Raw genomic sequence first — 21,668 nt, 5'->3', positions numbered from 1 at the left:
ATGCATGTCTGATATATAATGTAAGGATAATATAAATGTTGAATAACTTATCTATTTTAGTAACTGGAGGGACTGGTTCGTTCGGGAAAAAATTTATACAGACTGTCCTGTCTAAATATCCGAATTTGAAAAGGCTTGTTGTGTTCTCTCGTGACGAGTTGAAGCAGTTCGAAATGCAACAGGAAATTCCTGAGTCCAAATATCCTCAGATGAGATATTTTATCGGCGATATTCGGGATAAGGATAGGTTGATGCGTGCGATGGAAGGTATAAATGTTGTAGTGCATGCTGCGGCTCTTAAACAAGTTCCGGCCGCCGAATATAATCCTTTTGAGGCAATAAAAACCAATATTTTGGGTTCTCAAAACGTCATCGATGCCGCAATGGATTCCGGAGTTAAGCAAGTCGTAGCATTAAGTACCGATAAGGCTGCGGCACCGATCAATCTTTATGGCGCCACTAAGCTTTGTTCGGATAAGTTGTTTGTAGCTGCAAATAACTATAAAGGAAAACATGATATTCGATTTTCCGTCGTTCGTTACGGAAACGTGATGGGTAGTAGGGGAAGTGTGATTCCGTTCTTTTTGAAAAAAAGATCGGAAGGCGTACTGCCCATAACCGATGAAAGAATGACCCGCTTTAATATTACTCTTGAGGAAGGAGTCGATTTGGTTCTATATGCTCTGGAAAGTATGTGGGGTGGCGAAATTTTTGTACCCAAGATTCCGAGTTACAATATCAAAGTCGTAGCAGAAGCGATCGGGCCGAATTGTGAACAAAAAGTAGTGGGCATACGGCCCGGAGAAAAACTTCACGAAGAAATGATAACGGAAACTGACGGAATGAGTACAATCGAATTTAAAGATTATTTCGTTATTCTCCCTTCCGTGGAGCTTTGGAGTATCAATGAATTTAAAAAGAAATTTAACGGAGAATATTGTACGAAGGATTTTCGCTACAGTAGCGGTTTGAATGAAGATTGGCTTACCGTCGAGCAGATCCGAAAGTTGATTGTCGAGCATGTAGATCCGGCATTTCACGTATGATTCCTTATGGTAGGCAAAATATAACACAAGCCGATATCGATTCGGTAATCCAGATTTTAAAGTCCGATTTCATTACACAAGGACCAACTATCGATCAGTTTGAAAAAACTGTTTCTGAATATTGTGGATCGCAATATGCATTAGCGGTGTCCAATGCAACCGCAGCTCTTCATATCGCTTGTTTAGCTCTTGAAGTTGGGGCAGGCGACGAAGTGTGGACTTCTCCGAATACCTTCGTGGCTTCTGCGAATTGCGCCTTATACTGTGGAGCTAAAATTGGATTCGTCGATATCAATCCTAAGACGTACAATATGGACGTTGATAAGCTTAGATTAAAACTTATTGAAGCGAGAAATAAGAATAGATTACCTAAAGTTGTGATTCCAGTGCATTTTGCGGGTCAATCTTGCGACATGGAAGAGATTTCGGAACTTAGTAAGCAATACGGATTTAAGATTATTGAGGATGGGTCCCATGCGATTGGCGGAAAATATTTGGGCCAGTTTATCGGAAATTGCAAATATTCTGATATAACAGTGTTTAGCTTTCATCCGGTTAAGATAATTACGACAGGAGAGGGTGGAATGCTTACAACCAACTCAAAGCATTTACATGAGAAATTATCGTTACTGCGATCGCATGGAATTAGCCGAAATCCTGATCTTATGGTTTCCGAATCGGAAGGGGGCTGGTATTATCAGCAACTTGAGCTTGGTTTTAACTATAGGATGACTGACATACAAGCGGCGTTAGGTATTAGTCAATTCGCAAGACTTGAAAGCTTTATTGAAAAAAGACATAGAATAGCTGAGAATTACGATAAGCTGCTGGATGGATTGCCGGTGGTCACACCTTATCGTAGTCCTGGAGTCAATTCTGCATTGCATCTCTATCCGATTAAATTATCGAAGGACGCAAAAATCGGCCGTAAACAATTTTTCGATGAGTTACGACGTCTCGGGGTGGGAGTTCAGGTCCATTATATTCCCGTTCATCGTCAGCCCTATTATCAAAAATTGGGTTTTAAGTTAGGGGATTTTCCGGAAGCGGAAGAATATTATGAATCTGTTGTTAGCCTTCCCATCTATTATGATTTGACGCACGAAGAGCAACTATACGTCGTAGAGATGATCCGAAATTTGCTGCTAAAATGAAGACCGCATTTGTAATCCAAGCTAGAATGACTTCCTCTAGGCTTCCGGGGAAGATTCTGAAAGAAATATTAAATAAACCTCTGCTCGAATATCAAGTAGAACGTTTGCGAAGGGTGAAGGAAGCGGATGGAATCGTAATTGCGACTACGATTAACGAGACCGATCTTCCTGTCGTTGAATTGTGTAAGAAACTGGATGTTCCTTATTATCGGGGATCGGAGATCGATGTTCTTTCCCGTTATTATGAAGCAGCTACTTATTTCGGTTTGAACGATATTATCCGGGTAACTTCGGATTGTCCCGTTATCGATCCGGGGATCGTTAGTAAGGTCATCAAATCTTACTTAGAATCCAAAAATTCAATCGATTATGCTTCCAATTCCTTGGAACGGAGCTATCCTCGCGGGATGGATACGGAAATTTTCTCATATGAAGCTTTAACTAGAGCTCATCTAGAAGCGAGAGAACCTGCTCATAGAGAGCATGTTACCGCCTACATTTACGCTAATCCTGACAAGTTCAGGTTAAAGAGCATAGTTAGTTCGATTGATAATAGCAATTTTAGATTAACTGTTGATACACCTGAAGACTTTCAGTTGATTAAAGTTATAATCGAAGCTCTTTACCCCAAGAATCATGAATTTGGAATTGATGAAATTATAAATTTTCTCAACGAGTTCCCTGAGCATTTAAAGATCAATGAACATGTTATTCAGAAAAAACTATAAAGGATAATCAATGATCAAGTATTGCAGAAGATGCGTAATGCCCGATACAAAGCCGAACCTTTTTCTTGATGAAGAAGGCATATGTAATGCATGTCGAAGTTACGAAAATCGCAAGGTCGTAAATTGGGATCTTCGTAAAGAAGAGCTTATGGTACTTTTGAATAAATACCGCTCCAAGGATTCATCCAATTGGGATTGCATAGTTCCGGTTAGTGGGGGAAAGGACAGTACTTTTCAGGTCGTTCGCTTATTACAACTCGGAATGAATCCGCTTTGCGTTACGGCTTCTACTTGCGACCTAACGGAAATTGGAAGAAAAAATATAGAAAACATTAAGCAGCTAGGAGTCGATTACTTGGAGTTTTCCCCTAATCCTAGAGTTAGGGCTAAACTAAACTACATAGGCTTAACGAAGGTCGGCGACATTTCTTGGCCCGAGCACGTAAGTATTTTTACGATTCCGGTAAGAGTTGCAGTTCAGTATAATATTCCTCTAATTATTTGGGGCGAGAACTCTCAGAACGAATATGGCGGACCCGCCGCCGACTCAGATAGAAATGTCTTGGATCGTAGATGGTTGGAGGAGTTCGGAGGTCTTCTTGGTCTTAGAGTTTCGGATTTGGTCGGAATTGACGGCATCGCGCAGAAAGATTTGATACCGTACACGTACCCGACGGACGATGACCTAAGGAAGGTTGGTGTCACGGGTTTATTTTTAGGTTACTATCTTCCCTGGGACGGCTATTCGAATTCACTTTTAGCTCAGGCGCACGGATTTCAAACTTGGTACAAGGTTACTGAAGGTTCGATCGTAAATTACGAAAATTTGGATAATTATCAGACGGCTATCCATGAATTTTTTAAGTTTATTAAGTTCGGCTTCGGAAGAGCAAGCGATCACGCTTCTTTGCATATTCGAAGGGGCCGATTGACGAGGGAGGACGGGATTTATCTCGTATCGAAGCATGACGGAAAGTTTCCTTCAACTTATTTGGATAGGCCGCTCTCCGAGATTTTAAAACCGCTCGGTATGACTGTGGATGAGTTTGTACGTGTTGCCGATAAATTTACGAATAAAAAGCTCTTTTTAAAAGATTCCCGAGGAAACCTAATTAAAGATAAGGAAATGAATCTTACAAAGGTTAATTATGATAACCTGGATTAACAAATAAGCTAGGTCGATTGAAAAGATGAACGTCATAATAATCGATTATGGAATGGGAAATCTCTCGTCTGTATTGAGGGCTTTTCAGGAATGCGGGGCATCTGCGGAAATTTCGGATAACCCTTTAGATTTGAAAAGAGCAACCCATATCGTTTTGCCAGGAGTTGGGGCTTTTCCTGACGGAATTAATAATCTGAGAGAGAGGAAATTCGATCAAGCGATCGAACATGTCGTTGCCGACGGTATTCCTCTATTAGGAATTTGCTTAGGAATGCAGCTTTTAGCCGATACCGGTTATGAAGTACGGAAAAGTGATGGTTTGGGCTTGATCTCCGGCGAGGTTAAAAAACTCGATGAGGGGGCAGGCGTTCGCATTCCGCACGTCGGCTGGAACGAAGTTAAGTATAAAAAAGATGATTCTCTTTTTGTAGATATTCCCGATAATTCTGATTTTTATTTTGTTCATAGTTATCATTTCGAGCCCGCGTCTGAAAATGCAATTGTTGGAATTACTCCTTATGGTCAAGGTTTTGTTTCGGTTGTTCGGAAGGATAACGTAATGGGGGTTCAGTTTCACCCGGAAAAAAGTAGTCAGTTGGGATTTAAGGTTATTCGTAACTTCCTAGATATTAATTAAAATTTGGAATCTCGAAATTAAAATATGTTAAAGACTAGGATAATCCCGACTTTGCTACTGAAGAATGTAGGCATTGTTAAAGGAATAAAGTTTAATAGCTGGCGTCGGGTAGATACTATATTACCTGCTATCAAAGTTTATAATATGCGGGAAGTCGATGAACTCATTGTAGTTGATATAACCGCTACGAGTGAAGCCAGGGAATTAGATTATGAATCTGTTGCCGAGTTTTCCGAAGAGTGCTTCGTCCCGTTAACTGTAGGCGGCGGAATAAAAAATCTCACAGATATTCGTAAGGTCTTATTATCCGGAGCCGATAAAGTTTGCATAAATTCAGCGGCTTTCGATTATCCGGAACTTATAACGGAAGCGGCTGAAAAATTCGGATCACAATGTATAGTCGGTAGCATCGATTTCGGAGAAGCAGCTCCGGGCGATTATATTTGTTACTCGCATTCGGGAAAGGTCAAGATAGATAAAGATCCGATTGAATGGGCTTTAACTTTGGAAAGGCTTGGTGCTGGAGAGTTGCTTGTAACTTCCGTAGATCGGGATGGTACGATGACTGGTTATGATTTAACAATGCTTCGGAGAATCGCTGATGCGGTAAAAATCCCGGTGATTGCCTCCGGAGGCGCCGGAAACTACGAACATATGCTCGAGGCAATTAAGGAAGGACATGCATCAGCAGTGGCAGCAGCTAGTATCTTTCACTTCACGGAGCAAACACCCTTGGAAGCGAAGAAATTCTTAGGGGCAAACGGGATTCCGGTTCGTAAGTTTCGGGTCCGTTAAGATTTTGATGCGTGCGACATTCTTGACCGAAGGCACTTCGCAAACAGGCTACGGTCATTTATCACGAACGAAATCTTTGTATCAGGCTGCGGAATCGTTAGGCTTCGATTGCTTCATTCTCGCTAACTATGATGTTAATGCATCAGTATATCTGGATGGATTGAATGTAGAGAATTTCGATTGGAAAAAACGATCATTCGAATCCGTCACTTATCTTAATGACTCTGAGTTGGTATTCTTCGATAGCTACCAAGCTGGAATAAAAAACATAAAGGAAATCGTCTCGAACGCGGAAGATTCCGTAAAATTCGCTTACATTGATGATTTTAACCGTCTGGATTATCCGAACGGCACGATCATAAATTATTCGGTCGGTTCGAATTCTGAAATGTATGAAGGTCAGTCCGGGAAAAAATCCTACTTGCTAGGACCGAGATATGCGCTTCTTGCAAAAGAGTATTGGCAACTTTCAAATCAGAGACCGGAAATTAGCAAGAGTATCGAGACGATATTACTTACATTTGGCGGGGCGGATAACGCGAATTTAACAAAAATCGCTTTGGAAACTCTAAGTAAAAACTTTCCGAGTATTTCATTTGAAGTAATTATCGGCCCCGGTAACACGTCCTTCGATTCGTTTTCCTCGAACAACAAAAAGGTCAGGCTTAACAGATCATTATCAATTTCTGATATGAAGACATTAATTGAAAGAGCAGACCTATGCTTGACCGCTTGCGGTCACACGACTTATGAAATTGCTGCTACCGGCCGTCCAATGATTGCGGTTTTAAGTGCGGATAATCAAAAATTAAATGCTCAAGGTTGGAAAGCGAAAGGTATTCCCGTGCTAAATGGACTTGATTCGAATTTTCGAAATAACCTTATCGAAATTTTTCTGAGAACATCGCCCTCAGAGGTCCGAAAATCTCTTTCGGAAATTGCCAGTACTGTCGTTGACCCGAGAGGAGCCATCAACGTGATAAAAACTTTCATCGCATCGAACTAAATTGGAGGAGTTTGTTTTAATAAAAGCGAAGATCGACTTTATTAAGGAAGTTTATGACCTTTCTAATAGTCGAGAAGTCCGAGAGAATAGTCTGAACCCTTCTGAGATCCCTTGGGATGTTCACGTGGAGTGGTATAATTCCAAAATCAAGGCCGCTCCTGAAAATTTATTTCTAATAATCACCGATGTCAATGGCGAGTTTCTCGGTCAAGTTCGATTTCAAGCGGCAAATTCGGAAGAGGCCGTAATCAGTATTAGTTTGTCTAAGACGGCGCGAGGGAGATCTTTAGCTTCAAAAATTTTAGAAGCTGCATGTAAATTGTATGCGGCTGAAAATTTGGAAAAAAGGACAATCCTTGCTCAGATTAGTAAAGATAATATTCCTTCAATAAAGTCTTTTTCTAGAGCGGCATTCATTTATGACTCTGATTTTGAGCTTGATAAAAAGCAATATATACTTATGAAAAAAGTAATATAATAAAGGATCCAATTTGTGGAATCTATAAAGATAGGCAATAAATTCGTCGGCGGCAAAAATGATCCTTGTTTCATTATCGCCGAACTTTCGGCAAATCATAATCAGGATTTTAATTTAGCAGTCGAAACGTTGCATGCTATGAAGGAATCGGGTGCAGACTGCGTAAAATTGCAAACATATACTCCCGATACCATTACGTTAAAATCCGATGCCGAATGGTTTAAGATTCATAAGGGAACAATTTGGGACGGAAAGACTCTATATGATTTATATTCCGAAGCCTACACCCCCTGGGACTGGCAACCGAAATTGCAAGAAATTGCAAAATCCTTAGGCTTAGAAATATTTTCATCGCCGTTCGATAAGAGTTCGGTCGATTTTCTGGAAAAGATGTCCGTTCCCGCCTACAAGATTGCGTCGTTTGAAATTACGGATATCCCTTTGATCAAATATGTCGCGAGTAAAGGAAAACCTATTATCATCTCCACAGGAATCGCTTTTATTGACGATATTAATTTAGCAGTTCAAGCGTGTCGCGAGGTCGGAAACAATCGCATTATCATTTTAAAATGTACCTCCTCGTATCCAGCTCCTTACGATGAAATAAATCTTAAAACAATTCCGAATTTATCCGAAACGTTCGGCGTTGTTGCCGGACTTTCGGATCATACGGAAGGATGGGCGGTGCCTGTAGCGGCAGTTGCTTTGGGGGCGAAAGTTATCGAAAAACATTTTATCTTGGACCGAAAAATTGGCGGCCCAGATTCTTCCTTTTCCATGGAACCGGATGAGTTTAGGACAATGGTAGACGCTATCCGTAATGTGGAGAAAGCTTTAGGTTCCGTAAATTATGATTTATCGGAAAAAGTCAAAACGAGTCGGGAATTCTCCCGCTCACTATTTATCGTTAAGGATATCAAAAAGGGCGAACAATTTACTCACGAGAATGTAAGATCCATTCGACCGGGTTTCGGACTACCTCCAAAATATTTCGAACGAATTTTAGGTAAAACGGCTTTGGAAGATTTTATAGCAGGAACTCCTTTAGATTTCGGTATGATTAGGAATTTTCAATGATTGTAATAAAGGCGGAATCCATTTCCAAAAAATATCGATTAGGCACATTTGGGACCGGATCATTCCGGAAAGATTTCCAAAGCTGGTGGGCCAAGCTAAGAAAGAAAGAGGATCCGAACGAAGTAATTCGCGAGGATCATGAATATCGGGTCGAGGATTCGGAAAATAAAAACCCATTGTTTTGGGCTTTAAAGGATATCGATCTTGAGATCAATGCGGGTGATCGCATTGGAATTATCGGTCGCAATGGAGCTGGTAAATCCACGCTTTTAAAGCTCTTCTCTAGGGTAACAGCACCCACGACCGGTATCATTAAAGTTCGTGGCAGGATTGCCAGCTTGTTAGAAGTGGGGACCGGTTTTCATCCTGAGCTAACCGGAAAGGAAAACATCTATTTGAACGGAGCCATTTTGGGAATGTCCAAGAAAGAGATCCGAATGAAAATGGATGAAATTATCGAATTCGCCGAAATCGAGCAGTTTATCGATACTCCCGTTAAGCGATATTCGAGCGGAATGTACGTTAGGCTTGCGTTTTCAGTCGCCGCTCATTTACAATCCGAAATTTTGATTTTGGATGAAGTATTGGCGGTCGGGGATACCAAGTTTCAAAAGAAGTGCATGCAAAAGATTTCTGAGGTCGGCGGCCAAGGGAGAACGATTTTATTCGTAAGTCATAATTTAAATTCCATATTAGCTTTATGCAATAAGGTCGCCCACTTGAGAGCAGGAAGGTTAGTTGAGTTCGGAGATACTCAGCAGGTAGTCAATAATTATTTGGATTCTCTTGCTGATTCGCAGCTTCAATCTAAGATTCGCAGTGCTGACGGTAATTTAGTCATAAAAAGAATTAGATTTTTAGATAAAAAGGATAAGGTAAAAAATATCTTTCCTATGTTAAGCGATCTTTGTGTGGAGATTACTTACGAAGCGCTTAAAGACATGGGAACGATTACGTTTACCGTCGGCGTCACCGGAGTGTCGGGAGCTCTTTTTATGGGTAGCATGATCTATGATGGCCGTAGACCTAATATCAAAAAGGGGACCGGAGTTCTTAGATGCACTTTCAAGGAAATGCCGCTAATGCCTGGTCAAATGTATTCGGTTTTTTTGGCGATTCGAGGGGTGGATTATGAAACTCCATTGATGGCAGCGTTAGACGTCGGTAGTTTTACGGTCGAAGGCGATTTAAAGAAACTAAAGTACAACGGTCCCTTGGCCAAGCAGACTGCCAAAGTCTCAGGTCCGATTATAATCGACTATAAGTGGGAGCACACATCATGAGCGCAGAATCTTCTATCATGTCGAAGGGGTTATTTCTTGCCGCTTGCTGCCATAGATTGGATTTCGAAGTAGAGATAATACTCAGAAATACTTTAAGAAATCCGCTCGACCCTCTGGCGACCGAAAAAAGAAAAGGGATAACCTATGCCCTGGAAATTTTCGATATAAACGGAAATTCCCTCTTCTCAAATCCGAAGTACGGAAATATTCCTTTTAACTCGTTTTCGAGAGTGCAGCCGTCGGACGCGTTAGATGTAGAGGAAGCAAAGAAAGCCGAATTGATGGTTATTATCCCCGAAATAGTAACGGAGCCTAACGTATGGTTCGAGCAAGAACACGAAATAGTCTACTCTAATAAAACGACGAAATCATTACCGGCAGTAATTTACGATCAATTGCCCCTTCGCTTTGTTGAAGAATATCCTCCTATAATTCTTCTCAATCACAAAATTTACGTATCCAAAGACTTGAATTCTTTTGTTGTCCTGGCCAATTATAGAGGATTGAAAAATAGAAGCGAATCCCCGCAGAATATGGAATTAAGTTTTTTTGATAATTCAGGAGCTTTACTTTTGAGAAAAACGGTTTCTATTCCATATAATTCAACCTTTTATATTGACGTGAAGGCGGAAATCGGCTCTAAGATTGCGTTAAGCGATTCCCCGGTTCTCTTAACCTTAACTGCACGTGGCGGGAATAGTTTATTTGCGATCGAAACGATAACGATTAATGAGAAAACAAAGAATGCTGCGTTAGAACATTCTTTGGCCCCAGTTTACTTTGTAAGTCAGAGCATGAAAGAAGTAAGATCGAGAGCTTTACTCTTTTGATGGATGGAGATTGACTGTGATTATTAAAGATTTATTACGACCGATTTATAGAGCATATTTAGAAATTAAGGATAGCCAAAAGGGGCGAGTAAGTCCTCCAGTGACGCAAATTTTCATAAATGACGAGACCCGGCGCACTAGTTTCTCGATAACCAACTACCCGTCTTTCCTGTTACCGTCACGCATCGGCAAAATTTGGTATGAAATCAGCTTGAGCGATCAGGACGGAAATAAGGTTTTTTCGAAGGATATAAAATTGGCAAAGTACGGAAGTATGGAAATTTCTCCCGACCAATTTTATTCTAAAAAACTACCGAATCGAGGTCTATTTTTCGCTAACATCAAAGAATCGAAGCTTTCATTCGTTCAGAAATTTCACTTGCGAAAATTAGGAAGACTGACCTCCCATTTTTATACGCTCTATCATTCCCCGGATTATAGTAATTTAGCGATGGTCCACCCACAAACGGTAGCCCCCGTTCCGGTCTCAGAAGGTAAGTCTAATTTTTGGTATTCGCAATTTTTAATAAAGGTTTCCGCGATTTCGTCCATAGAGCTTTTTCAAATGAATCCGAGTCCGAGAAAGGCCGATTTGAATCTCATAGTCATGAATATGGACGGAAAAGAGGTCATTTCTTCCGAAGAATCAGTTCCTGCGTTCGGTGTTCGAAATATAAAATTCGATCAAAAGATGTTAGGCGAAAATGAATACGTCTATATCGCTTCCGATACGCTTAGGGGAAATGAGAAACCTATCCTTTTTTCCCATTATCCTGACGGAACTTACACCGCTTTGCATACGTAAAACAGACAAGATTAAAATTAGAAACATTCATTTCGGCTTTAATGAGATTTACGCGGATGGCACCAACGTACCCATCTAAATCTTCCGCTTCCTTCTAGTAATGCCACTCTTTTAACGTTCGAAATTGGAGCGAATTCAGCACGATGGAACATGTGATATCGAAATATACGGATGAAGGCGGTCGTGATTTTTATTATATTCTAAAAACCCGTAAAAATGTAAAAAAGTTGGTGATTCATTTTACGGCATTTTTCGGCGATTGGGGTGATCGAAAGGAATACAAAGAAAACTATCAGGGCTATTTCCATCGTTTGAAAATGTTAGGTTTTCAAAAAGACTTCAATACACTTTTTCTTTGCGATCAGTTCGGTTTCAGCAAGAATGGAACGTACTATACGGGAGAACATGGTGATTTTTTCGTCGAGCGCGCGATGCTCAAAATTATAAAGCGGACAATTGGCGAACTTCAGATTTCGAGCGGCGACATTATAACTATCGGCTCGTCCATGGGAGCCACGGCCGCACTCAAATTCGGTTTATTGTTCGACGTAAAGGGCATAATATCAATAAGTCCGCATATCGATCTGGATATTTGTGCGGAAAAACAAGGTCGCTTCGATCACGTTGCATTTATTTGTCCGGATGGAAATCCGATGTCGGTAGATAACTATATCTATACTAGACAGGTGAATCGTTTGCTTGATAATTGGGATAGAGGTAGAAAATTGCCCGTTCTTTTTATGCATTCTTGCGAAGATGATTATGGCGTACACAGCGAGCAAGTTTTGCCTATCGTGACTCGTTGGAAATTTTTAGGTGGAACCGAGTATTCCGATTTTCGATTAGTTGGGGGACACGGAAGTGATTATTGTACTAAAGCGGTAATTTTGGACGTTATTGATAGGATTTTTAACGATCGAAAAATTCAGCCTAAGAAATACCTTTCTTTCAAATATTTACCCGATAAGGAAAAATTAGAAAAATATCGGGTTGTAAGGAAATCAATAATATTACTCCTAGAAAAATTGCATTTATTGAATTTAGCGAGAAACGCGCGCTCATACTTTCTCGCTAAATTGAAAAAGGATTAAGTCTAGAATTTCGTGAATTTAATAATAAACGGATTTCATAAAGATCAATATTTTCCGGTAATATTATATATAACTGATCGTCTTAAGCCTTCGAAGTGCCACGTGATTTTCGAAACGAATAGAGTGGCGTTAAATGTGGAAACTCAATATTATGCGTGTGCGGTATTATCGCACGAATACAGCTATAGTACTCCTGAAGACGAACTTTTGCCAGTCGGGGCCGATCTCCTTCGGGATCTTTCGGATTGTGAGGGTGTCGTTCTTAAAATGATGGAACGGGACGAAATTCGCGGAGAATGGTCGTATAATAAAAGAAAATCAGTTTATTTGAAACATTTGCGCTATTGGAATCATGTCATTGAAACGGACGATATCGGTTATTTTCTTTCATCGAATATTCCGCATGTAGTGTACGACTATATTATATATTCATTATGTATCCGGAAGGGTATTCCGACTATATTCTTTTATCAATTTCAGCCGGGGCTATCTTTTTTTATGCGCGATTGGAAGGATCCCACCCCGGGTATTGTTAAACTTTTCGAGAGACGATCTGCTGAAAAAAACTTGAATCTTTCCGATAGAATGGAGCGGGAATGGCAAACTTATGCGGTAAGCGCGGAAAATAAGAAGCCTTTCTATATGATGAATTCGATCCCCGATTTATTGAACGAACCGTCATTGAACAAAATTTCTCTGCTTCGGAGATTAGTGCGGGTTATTTTTTTTAAGCCCTGGCGTTTGATCGGATTTCTTTTTACCTTTCGCCGGAAGTTGCATAATTACCTTTCACTTTTTCAACGAATGTTGGATCAAAAAAGAATAATGCAAATCGATAATTTCTATCGAAGCCGATGCGTTGATCCTGTTCCGAATGAGAAATATATATATTTACCTCTTCATTTACAACCGGAGATGTCGACCTCTCCGATGGCTGGGGTGTTTGTGGATCAAGTTCTGATCGCTCAAATGTTAAACGCTTATTTGCCTAAAAATTGTTATATATACATTAAGGAACATCCGAATCAGGATTTAAAATATAGAGATGAGTCTTTCTATGGAACATTGGCCTCGTTGAAATCTGTAAGGCTGATTTCAAGAGATTATGATACTTTCGAATTGATTCAGGGGTGTACGGCCGTTGCAACGTGTACAGGTACGGCCGGTTGGGAAGCTCTCTTAAAAGGCAAGATAGTTCTTTTATTCGGTTATACGTTTTATCAGGATGCACCCGGAGTCTTCAAGATTAGATCCGTAGAAGATTGTCGTGATGCTCTCCATCGTATTTTTGATAGTAGCCTTTCTATCAATGTCGATAGAATTCGGCCTTTCTTGAAAGCGTTGGAGGATTACGCATTCTTTGGGAATATAGATCCTGATTATATGTTAGATGGGGAAATAGATTGGCAGTCTAACATCGATAGGATCTGCAAATCGATCGACAGGTTATTAATTTCCAATCATTCATGAATCTTATTATTTACGGTTTGTATAATTCTCATCATCTTCCGATGATCGAAGATCTCAATAGGGCATTTAAAATCGAATATTGCGAAATCATCGGGAACGCGGAATCGAATTCTATAAAAAGCAATTCCGTCAATGAGTGCCGATTCCATGATTGGCATAGTATTTCTCTCGGATATTCCGACGTCGACTGGAACGTTATAGCGCCGCTCGATCAACCTTTAATAGAGTTAATGCGCGATTGTGAGGTAGAGGTGTATCGCATGATGGACCGAAAATCCTTAAATGTGGCAACATCTTGGTCTTATAATATTCGAAAGAAAATTTACTACGAGCATTTGCGCTATTGGAATCATATTTTAAACGAGCGGAAATTTGATTGCTTCCTTTCTTTGAATATCCCGCACGAAATAATCGATTTCATCATCTATTGGCTTTGTAAGAAGAAAGGAATTGCGACATTTTTTTTCTACCAATTTCAGTATGATATTACCTTTCTGATGTCAGACTGGACTGATCCGCTGCCTAACTATAAGCGAGATTACGAAGCCCTTTCTGTTGAGCTGAAAAAGAAGGATAAATATTCGATCGAATTGTCGGAAAGAATTCTATCCGAATTAGCCATTCAGCGGAATTCGAAGGAAGATTATGTTCCATTCTACATGCGAAAGAGAAAGTCTAATTTTGGACTAAGATGTTTCTCTAAAATAAAGGAAATCGTGTCCGTATTGGCGAGAATCGCGGCTGAAGTCGCTAAAATATTAGCATCTCCTAATATAGATACTATCTATTCAATCATTAATCGATACAGAATAAAATATAGAGTTGAAAAGTATAAAAATGATTCCCTTAAGTCTTTAAGGGAATTGGAATATACTCCGAGAAGCGACGATCGATACATTTATGTTCCTTTGCATTTGCAACCGGAACTCTCGACCTCTCCGATGGCGGGGCGATTCGTAGATCAAAGATTAATACTTGAAATGCTATCATACCATATCCCGGATAATATCCTACTTTATGTAAAAGAGCATCCGAATCAGGATTTGAGTCAGCGTGAATACGGTTTTTATCGAGATATAGCTAAGATTAAAACCGTACGAATTATTTCCCGCGAATTTAGTTCCAGAAATTTACTTTCGAACTGTGTTGCGGTCGCTACTGCCAGCGGAACGGTTGGCTGGGAAGCCATTTTTATGCATAAACCGGTATTATTATTCGGTCATACTTTTTTTCAATATGCTCCCGGAGTATTTAAGATTAGCTCTAGCGAAGATTGTCGTAAAGCTATCGAACGCTTATTTTCAACGAATTCTGAATTTGCCTCGGAGAAGGATCTATTAAGTTTCTTAAAAGTTATAGATGATTCTATCGTTCGCGGAAACATAGATATCGAATATCGAAAAGAAAGCAAGGTGAGCTACGAGAATGATATCGCCGCTTTGAGCACTTCCCTTTCGCGGAAAATTCGGAATCATCTGCAAGAGGGAAGTACTCGGAGAGAAAGTTATTGAAAATTCTCTTTTTTGCCCCGCACTCCGCGATATGGGTGCATTCGTTTCCTGAAGCTTTGATTGCAGAATCATTGCAAAAACTTGGGAATGAAATCGTTTATATTACGTGCGATTCGCTTTACAATGAATATTGTACGGTTATGAGTTCATTAGGAATGGATCAGGAGTCAAGTTTGGATTCCAAATCTTCCGCATGCGATAGTTGTTATGCACGTCGGAAACTATTATATACGCGATTCAAATTTCGAGAAATCGAGATCGGAAAAAAGATTACAGCTGAAGAAAAGGATTTTGTTACGGCGCTTTCTAAAAGCGATTTCCCTGAATTGCTCGATTACACCCGAGACGGTATTCCTGTCGGACGAATTTCGCTATATGAACTCCTTTTGCAGACTAAAAAGGGAAATTTATCTTTTTCTCCTGAAGAGAAGGGTTTTTATCGAATTGCTTTTCGGAACGCTTTACATACTCATATTGCCGCAGAAAGAATTTTACTAGAGGAACAACCCGACATCCTGTTCGTATATAACTCTCTCTATGTTGTTAATCATTCGTTCGCTAAGGTGGCTAAAGAGAAAGGCATCCCGTTTTATTTTCTCCATGCGGGTGAAAATATTTCCGATCGACTATCGCGAATGATCATTTACAACGGATATACTTTCGAATATAGGAAAGAATTAGTAAAATATTGGCCACACTATCGAGATAAGCCAATTGGCCCAGAGGCCGTATCGAATGTCGGAAATCACTTCTTCGAATTGCTCCGCGGAAATCATTTTCTAGTATATTCGTCAAACTTAAAAGAAAGCGTGAGTATCAGAAAGACATTTGATATTCCGGAAGGACGCAAAATTGTTTCGGCAACGATGAGCAGTAACGACGAACGATTTGCGTCGGCGTGCGTCGGGGTTACGATAAAGGATGCTAACCGTATATTTGCCAATCAAGCCGAATGGATTCGCGCAACAATCGAGTATTTTAAGGTAAGGCGCGATCATTATCTAATTATCCGAGTTCATCCTAGGGAATTCCCAAACAGGAGAGATTCGGTTAAATCTGAACATGCAGGAGAATTAGAGAAACTTCTTCAGGATCTTCCGGAAAACGTAAAAATAAATTGGCCGGAAGATAATATATCATTATACGATCTAGCGAAAGAAACCGACGCCTTTTTGAATGCTTGGTCGAGTGTCGGCGAAGAGATGACATTATTAGGAATTCCGGTTTTATTGTATTCTCCCGATTTGATTTTATATCCGGCGGATTTAAATATAACTTGCGTTGATAAAGAAGATTACTTTGAGCAGCTCGATGAGGCCCTTAAACAAGGATGGAACGGCGAAAGAATAATTAAGGCATTTCGCTGGTACGAAATGAAATTTACGGCAGGTACATTTAAAGTTTCGAATTTTTTCCATTATCGAGAATCAGCATCTTACGCTTTCTCTAAACTGCCGCTTTGGAAAAGCAAATTACAAACTGCTTGGTTGCTATTTGCGTCGAAATTTTCTTCGCATTTAAAAAGTTTACTATTATTGAAGAGATCCTTTCCGATGGAATTTTTTGATCTAAGTTACGAGCCGAACATGGTCGAAAGTAGCCCGTTAGAACTGATGTTGGCGAAATCTTTTAAGAGTAAACTCGAGCTTTCTTTAACAGAGAAAACTATTTCCGCTGCTCAAGAAAAAAAAAATATAAAGAGAGAAATGAAGCGAATCTTCGAAGTCCTTTTTTCCGATGAATTAAAATCTAAATCTGGTTCGAATAAAAATCTTTATAGGAATATGGGTTCTTGGTTGTCTAAATAGCAGATTACATACCGTTATTTAATTTAGCCTCTCCGTGATATTTTGAATATTTTTAATTTCTCCAATGTTGTTGCGATTAGCTACCTTTGAATTTCCCAGCGCTTATAATTGTCGATTAATCTCGAGATTAAAATATCTTTTCGGGAAAGCTCGGAATTTCGAAGCGGGATGTCGAAAACCATGAAGAAGATGTTTTACGTTCAAACGATTGGGAAGTATACCGACCTGAATTTCTTCTTATCGAAGTGCTGGATTTTGTTCCAAATAATCCGGATAAGAGTTCAATTCATAATTTTTTGCTTGAAAAGCGATATACGCTAGTGGCTTATACCGGGCGAACGCTCTTTTATAAAGCAAAGTAAGTTTAATTAACCGTCGTTATTTCGATAGTTTAAGGGCTATAAGTTGAATAACAGTAAAGCGCCTATTGCACTTTTTGCTTACCGTCGAGTCGCTCATACTCGTAGAACGATCGAAGCTCTATTGCAAAATCCTGATGCAAAGGATTCACATCTAATATTATTTTGCGACGGCCCAAAAGGTGATGATGACCTCGAATCGGTAGTGGCATTGCGAAATTTTGCAAATACTGTTTCCGGCTTTAAATCGGTTAAAACAATTTTCCGGGAACACAATTTAGGGTTAGCGAAGTCGATCTTAACCGGGGTGACCGAGGTGTTAGAGAATTATAATTCTATTATCGTCCTGGAAGACGATATAGTAACACATCCTCAATTTTTAGAATATATGAATTTTTATCTGACTACTTTCGAGAATGATGAAAGGGTAGGATGTATTCATGGATATGTTTACCCCGTTTTAGGACTTCCGGAATTCTTTTTTTTAAAAGGAGCCGATTGCTGGGGTTGGGCAAGCTGGAAGCGAGTTTGGAAAAAATTCAATCAGGACGGTTCCGAACTTCTACAGCAATTGCAAGTTAAGAAGTTAGAGTCCGATTTTGATTTTTTCAACTCTTTCCCATATACTCAAATGTTAAGAGACCAGATAGCCGGAAGGAACGATTCTTGGGCAATTCGATGGTATGCGGATTGTTTTTTAAAAGGTCTGCTTTGCCTATATCCGGGACGTTCTCTCGTTCAGAATATCGGTTTGGATTTGTCAGGGACTCACTCAGGGTTAGACCCTTCACTCTCACCCGAGTTTTCCATAGATAAAATGAAATTCGATGATAGGCTTCCGATCACAGAATCCATAATGGCTAAGAAGAAAATTTCTCGCTTTTTTAGGATGAAACAAACGAGCGTTGCTAAGATCAAACGGCTACTTCGACGAATCGTTTCATATATTTTAAAATAGGATTCGCGAACTTGAAGCGTTTTGTTGGTAAAGTTTTGAGGCGTCTTTCTCGCTATTTCTTGGAAGAGAAGAAAGAGCATGAATGGTTTTATGGCGATTTCCGATCATGGACAGATGCGCTGGCCGAATGCGAAGGATACGATTCTCCGAATATTTTAGATCAGGTAAAGAAATCGCTTCTAAAGGTTAAATCCGGAGAGGCGGTGTATGAGAGAGATTCTGTCTTATTTGATAGAGTAGAATATTCATTCCCTCTCCTGACTGGCCTTCTCTATGCCGCGGTTTCTGAATCGGGAAGGCTAAGTGTTTTGGATTTTGGCGGTTCTTTAGGTAGCTCCTATTTTCAAAATCGAACTTTCTTGGACACGTTAAGTTCCTTTAGATGGTCTATCGTTGAACAAAAGCATTTTGTAGAAGAGGGAATAGAAAATTTTCAGGATGTTAGTTTAAATTTCTATTATACAGCTTCTGAATGCGTTTTAAAGGAAAGGCCGAATGTGCTTCTTCTTTCGAGTGCACTGCCTTATCTATCGGCCCCTTATGAAATACTTGAAAATTTAATGTCTTTCGGAATATCCTATATTATTGTAGATCGGACCCCTTTTTTTCTCGATGAGAAGCCGGATCGAATATTAGTAGAAAGTGTTCCCCCGGAAATTTACGACGCACGATACCCGATTTGGTTTTTTAACGAAAGAAAGTTTTTGGAATTTATGGACGCCAAATACATGCTAAAAGAGGAATTCTTGGCGATGGATCCTCTCGGGATCAAAGGTGAAAATACGAAGTATAAAGCATTTATATTCGTTAAACGATGATTGTGCTTTTGGTCAAAACCTTCGGTTCCGAAAATATCGAAGATTGGAATATGGTTCAGTTTTTGCTCGATGAAATAACATCAGCGCACTATGAAATAAGGAACTATCGATTTTATGCATGAATCAATAATCGTTAGTAATTCGGGTTACATTTTTTTAAAAAATAAAACCGGAGGATCGGTCGGGAACTTGGTAGTTTTGGAGGGGGAGCGTGATATTCCGTTTCCGATCAAAAGAGTCTATTATATAACTAAAATCGAAAGTTCGACGAATATTCGAGGAAAACACGCACATAGAAGTCTTGAGCAAGTAATATTTTGCGTTAACGGAAGTTTCACTTTAGAGCTGGATGACGGAAGAAAACGACAGAATATTGTCATGAATAAGGAGAACATAGGCGTAAGATTAGGGCCTATGCTTTGGCATACTATGCGGGATTTTTCCGTCGATTGTGTGATATTGGTGATTGCCTCGGATTATTATTCAGAAGCAGACTATATTAGAGATTATGACGAGTTTATTCGCCTTTTGGAATCTTCAATTTGATCGAGTATGAAAATTTAAAGGCAGTTAACGAGGCTTTTTTTAATCAGTTTGAAGAAGAGGCCATCAAAGTAATTCGGGGCGGTTGGTATATTCTCGGAGAGTCGGTGGATAATTTTGAGAAGGAATTTGCCGCATGGAATGGCAATCGTTTTTGCATAGGGACGGCGAACGGGCTGGATGCGCTAGTTTTATCGTTAGACGCTTTAAACCTTCCGAAAGGTTCTGAAATTATTGTTCCTGCAAACACATATATAGCGACGATCATAGCGATAATCAGAACCGGGCATCGGCCAGTCCTAGTTGAGCCTGATCCCGGAACTTTAAATATCGATGTGAATCGAATAGCGGCAAAAATCACTTCCAATACTAAAGCGATTCAAGTAGTGCATATGTACGGTCGGATCTGCGACATGAGCGCAATTATGAAAATTGCCGAAGATTTCGGTTTGTTTGTCCTAGAAGATTGCGCCCAATCGCATGGAGCTAGCTTCAATGGAAAGAAATGCGGAACATTCGGTATCCTGAATTCCTTCAGCTTCTATCCAACGAAAAATTTAGGAGCTCTCGGCGACGCAGGAGCAATTGTAACCGATAACCAGGATTTTGCGGAAAAAATAAGGGAGCTCCGAAATTACGGCTCAAAACGTAAATATCATAACGATACTATCGGCTACAATTCACGATTGGATGAAATACAGGCGGCTTTTTTAAGGATCAAACTTGCGAAGCTTGATAGTATAAATTTTAAAAAGAGAGAGCTTGCGTCGATTTACCGTCGCGAGCTGAGAAACGCTAATATCAGTATCTCGAAATATTGTTCTGATCAGGAGAATGTTTATCACATATTTCCCGTTTTTTGTAAGGACAGAGACGACTTACGTAAATATTTATTAAATTTGGGAATTAAAACGGAGGTGCATTATCCGATAGCCCCGCATAATCAAGTTGCGATGAAACATGCTGCCGCTCTCGGTTTATGGGAACCTGAATTATCCGGATATCCGGTAAGCGAACAAATACATCTTCAGGAAATTAGTTTGCCCATTTCTTACGCTACATCTGCGCAGGAAGTCCAGTCGGTTGCGGATGCTTTAAATAGCTATCGCCAATTCAAATAGACGTTGATCTCATTGTTTATTCAAAAAAATAATAAAATGGTATTTTAATATGGAAAAAGCGGCTAAAATTTATATCGCTGGAATTTACGGAATGGTTGGCTCCGCCATTGCAAGGGCATTGGTTGCTAAAGGATACCAAAATGTTATAGGCCATTCGTCCGAGGAGTTGAACTTAATTCGTCAAGCCGACGTGGAAACGTTCTTCAAGGCAGAACGACCGGATTATGTTTTTCTCGTCGCGGCGAAGGTAGGAGGAATTTATGCGAATAACACTTACCCTGCCGATTTTATTTATAACAATCTTCAAATTCAAAACAATATCTTTCACAGTTCCTACGTATACCGAGCGAAGAAATTATTTTTCCTAGGTTCGTCATGTATTTATCCTAAATTCGCGGAGCAGCCTATTAGAGAAGATTCGTTGTTAACCGGTGCGTTAGAGCCGACAAATGAAGCATATGCAATCGCTAAGATAGCCGGAGTAAAAATGTGCGAGTTTTATAATAAACAATATCATACACATTTTATCTCGGCAATGCCAACGAACTTGTACGGTAAAGGGGATAATTATAATGCAATGAACTCGCACGTAATCCCCGCATTGATTAGAAGATTTCACGAGGCGAAAGAAGCTAATTTGCCCGAAGTTATTATGTGGGGAACCGGGACGCCTTTAAGAGAATTTTTGCATGTGGATGATTTGGCCGATGCGTGTGTTTTTTTAATGGATAATTATTTGGATGATAAAACAATAAATATAGGTAGTGGCCAGGAAGTATCCATCGCAGACCTAGCTAATATCGTCAAATCCGCTGTCGGATATAAAGGAAAAATTGTTTTGGATTCGACGAAACCGGATGGAACCCCGCGTAAATTATTGGATTCTTCTAGATTGATGTCTATGGGATGGGCCCCCAAAACTAAGTTGTCCGACGGTATATTGGCTACTTATGAAGATTTTCTTTCCGGCAATGTAAGGATGTGA

Annotated in this window: 21 protein-coding genes; all 21 read left to right on the top strand. The window is 39.9% G+C overall.

From position 1 onward, the window contains the following. Positions 1–35: 35 nt before the first annotated feature. The 21 genes from pseB to LEP1GSC058_RS03850 all read left to right on the top strand — a co-directional run bounded on the left by pseB (position 36) and on the right by LEP1GSC058_RS03850 (position 21,668). Positions 36–1,046: a UDP-N-acetylglucosamine 4,6-dehydratase (inverting) gene (pseB, locus tag LEP1GSC058_RS03950; protein WP_016547839.1), complete on the top strand. Its 1,011-nt coding sequence runs from the start codon at positions 36–38 to the stop codon at positions 1,044–1,046. Further along, positions 1,043–2,200: a UDP-4-amino-4,6-dideoxy-N-acetyl-beta-L-altrosamine transaminase gene (gene pseC / locus LEP1GSC058_RS03945; RefSeq protein WP_016548285.1), complete on the top strand. Its 1,158-nt coding sequence runs from the start codon at positions 1,043–1,045 to the stop codon at positions 2,198–2,200. Before pseB ends, pseC begins: the two co-directional genes overlap by 4 nt. Then, positions 2,197–2,928 (top strand): cytidylyltransferase domain-containing protein, encoded by a 732-nt coding sequence (locus tag LEP1GSC058_RS03940; protein ID WP_016547933.1) that lies wholly within the window; start codon positions 2,197–2,199, stop codon positions 2,926–2,928. The genes pseC and LEP1GSC058_RS03940 overlap by 4 nt, the downstream gene beginning before the upstream one ends. 10 nt (positions 2,929–2,938) lie before the next feature. Next, positions 2,939–4,093 carry an N-acetyl sugar amidotransferase gene (locus LEP1GSC058_RS03935; RefSeq protein ID WP_084680338.1) on the top strand — a complete coding sequence of 385 codons (1,155 nt, stop codon included), beginning with the start codon at positions 2,939–2,941 and terminating at the stop codon, positions 4,091–4,093. Between the two features lie 25 nt (positions 4,094–4,118). Continuing rightward, the gene (gene hisH / locus LEP1GSC058_RS03930; protein WP_016548109.1) at positions 4,119–4,730 is read left to right on the top strand and encodes an imidazole glycerol phosphate synthase subunit HisH; all 612 of its coding nucleotides are present in this window, start codon (positions 4,119–4,121) and stop codon (positions 4,728–4,730) included. 24 nt (positions 4,731–4,754) lie between these two features. After that, positions 4,755–5,525, top strand: coding sequence for an imidazole glycerol phosphate synthase subunit HisF (gene hisF / locus LEP1GSC058_RS03925; protein WP_016548077.1), 771 nt, complete (start codon positions 4,755–4,757; stop codon positions 5,523–5,525). A gap of 7 nt (positions 5,526–5,532) precedes the next feature. Beyond that, entirely contained in the window at positions 5,533–6,531 is a 999-nt protein-coding gene (locus tag LEP1GSC058_RS03920) for a PseG/SpsG family protein (protein WP_016548242.1), read from the top strand. A gap of 1 nt (position 6,532) precedes the next feature. Beyond that, positions 6,533–7,009, top strand: a complete 477-nt coding sequence (locus LEP1GSC058_RS03915; protein ID WP_016548158.1) for a GNAT family N-acetyltransferase — start codon at positions 6,533–6,535, stop codon at positions 7,007–7,009. 15 nt (positions 7,010–7,024) lie between these two features. Beyond that, positions 7,025–8,086 carry a pseudaminic acid synthase gene (gene pseI, locus LEP1GSC058_RS03910; RefSeq protein WP_016548104.1) on the top strand — a complete coding sequence of 354 codons (1,062 nt, stop codon included), beginning with the start codon at positions 7,025–7,027 and terminating at the stop codon, positions 8,084–8,086. Continuing rightward, a complete protein-coding gene (locus LEP1GSC058_RS03905) occupies positions 8,083–9,369 on the top strand; it encodes an ABC transporter ATP-binding protein (protein WP_016548036.1) in 1,287 nt (428 codons plus the stop codon). The genes pseI and LEP1GSC058_RS03905 overlap by 4 nt, the downstream gene beginning before the upstream one ends. Next, positions 9,366–10,199: a hypothetical protein gene (locus LEP1GSC058_RS03900; RefSeq protein WP_016547938.1), complete on the top strand. Its 834-nt coding sequence runs from the start codon at positions 9,366–9,368 to the stop codon at positions 10,197–10,199. Before LEP1GSC058_RS03905 ends, LEP1GSC058_RS03900 begins: the two co-directional genes overlap by 4 nt. 16 nt (positions 10,200–10,215) lie before the next feature. Then, positions 10,216–11,004: a hypothetical protein gene (locus LEP1GSC058_RS03895; RefSeq protein ID WP_016547809.1), complete on the top strand. Its 789-nt coding sequence runs from the start codon at positions 10,216–10,218 to the stop codon at positions 11,002–11,004. Positions 11,005–11,147: 143 nt separating this feature from the next. Next, entirely contained in the window at positions 11,148–12,095 is a 948-nt protein-coding gene (locus LEP1GSC058_RS03890) for an accessory Sec system protein Asp2 (protein WP_016548296.1), read from the top strand. Between the two features lie 12 nt (positions 12,096–12,107). Continuing rightward, the gene (locus LEP1GSC058_RS03885) at positions 12,108–13,565 is read left to right on the top strand and encodes a capsular polysaccharide export protein, LipB/KpsS family (protein WP_084680336.1); all 1,458 of its coding nucleotides are present in this window, start codon (positions 12,108–12,110) and stop codon (positions 13,563–13,565) included. Beyond that, a complete protein-coding gene (locus LEP1GSC058_RS03880) occupies positions 13,562–15,076 on the top strand; it encodes a capsular polysaccharide export protein, LipB/KpsS family (RefSeq protein ID WP_016548201.1) in 1,515 nt (504 codons plus the stop codon). The genes LEP1GSC058_RS03885 and LEP1GSC058_RS03880 overlap by 4 nt, the downstream gene beginning before the upstream one ends. Beyond that, positions 15,073–16,884, top strand: coding sequence for a capsule polysaccharide biosynthesis domain protein (locus LEP1GSC058_RS03875; protein ID WP_016548124.1), 1,812 nt, complete (start codon positions 15,073–15,075; stop codon positions 16,882–16,884). The genes LEP1GSC058_RS03880 and LEP1GSC058_RS03875 overlap by 4 nt, the downstream gene beginning before the upstream one ends. 405 nt (positions 16,885–17,289) lie before the next feature. Next, complete coding sequence (locus tag LEP1GSC058_RS03870; protein ID WP_016547924.1) at positions 17,290–18,201, top strand: glycosyltransferase; 912 nt, start codon at positions 17,290–17,292, stop codon at positions 18,199–18,201. 11 nt (positions 18,202–18,212) lie between these two features. Next, positions 18,213–19,019, top strand: coding sequence for a methyltransferase, TIGR04325 family (locus LEP1GSC058_RS03865; RefSeq protein ID WP_016547871.1), 807 nt, complete (start codon positions 18,213–18,215; stop codon positions 19,017–19,019). 114 nt (positions 19,020–19,133) lie between these two features. Further along, positions 19,134–19,565 carry a sugar 3,4-ketoisomerase gene (locus LEP1GSC058_RS03860; protein ID WP_016548255.1) on the top strand — a complete coding sequence of 144 codons (432 nt, stop codon included), beginning with the start codon at positions 19,134–19,136 and terminating at the stop codon, positions 19,563–19,565. After that, a complete protein-coding gene (locus LEP1GSC058_RS03855) occupies positions 19,562–20,683 on the top strand; it encodes a DegT/DnrJ/EryC1/StrS family aminotransferase (protein ID WP_016548177.1) in 1,122 nt (373 codons plus the stop codon). The genes LEP1GSC058_RS03860 and LEP1GSC058_RS03855 overlap by 4 nt, the downstream gene beginning before the upstream one ends. A 49-nt stretch (positions 20,684–20,732) precedes the next feature. Then, a complete protein-coding gene (locus LEP1GSC058_RS03850) occupies positions 20,733–21,668 on the top strand; it encodes a GDP-L-fucose synthase family protein (RefSeq protein WP_016547877.1) in 936 nt (311 codons plus the stop codon).

The organism is Leptospira fainei serovar Hurstbridge str. BUT 6, from assembly GCF_000306235.2.
In the GTDB taxonomy this organism is placed as follows: domain Bacteria; phylum Spirochaetota; class Leptospiria; order Leptospirales; family Leptospiraceae; genus Leptospira_B; species Leptospira_B fainei.
This window is presented reverse-complemented; position numbering and strand designations above follow the sequence as displayed.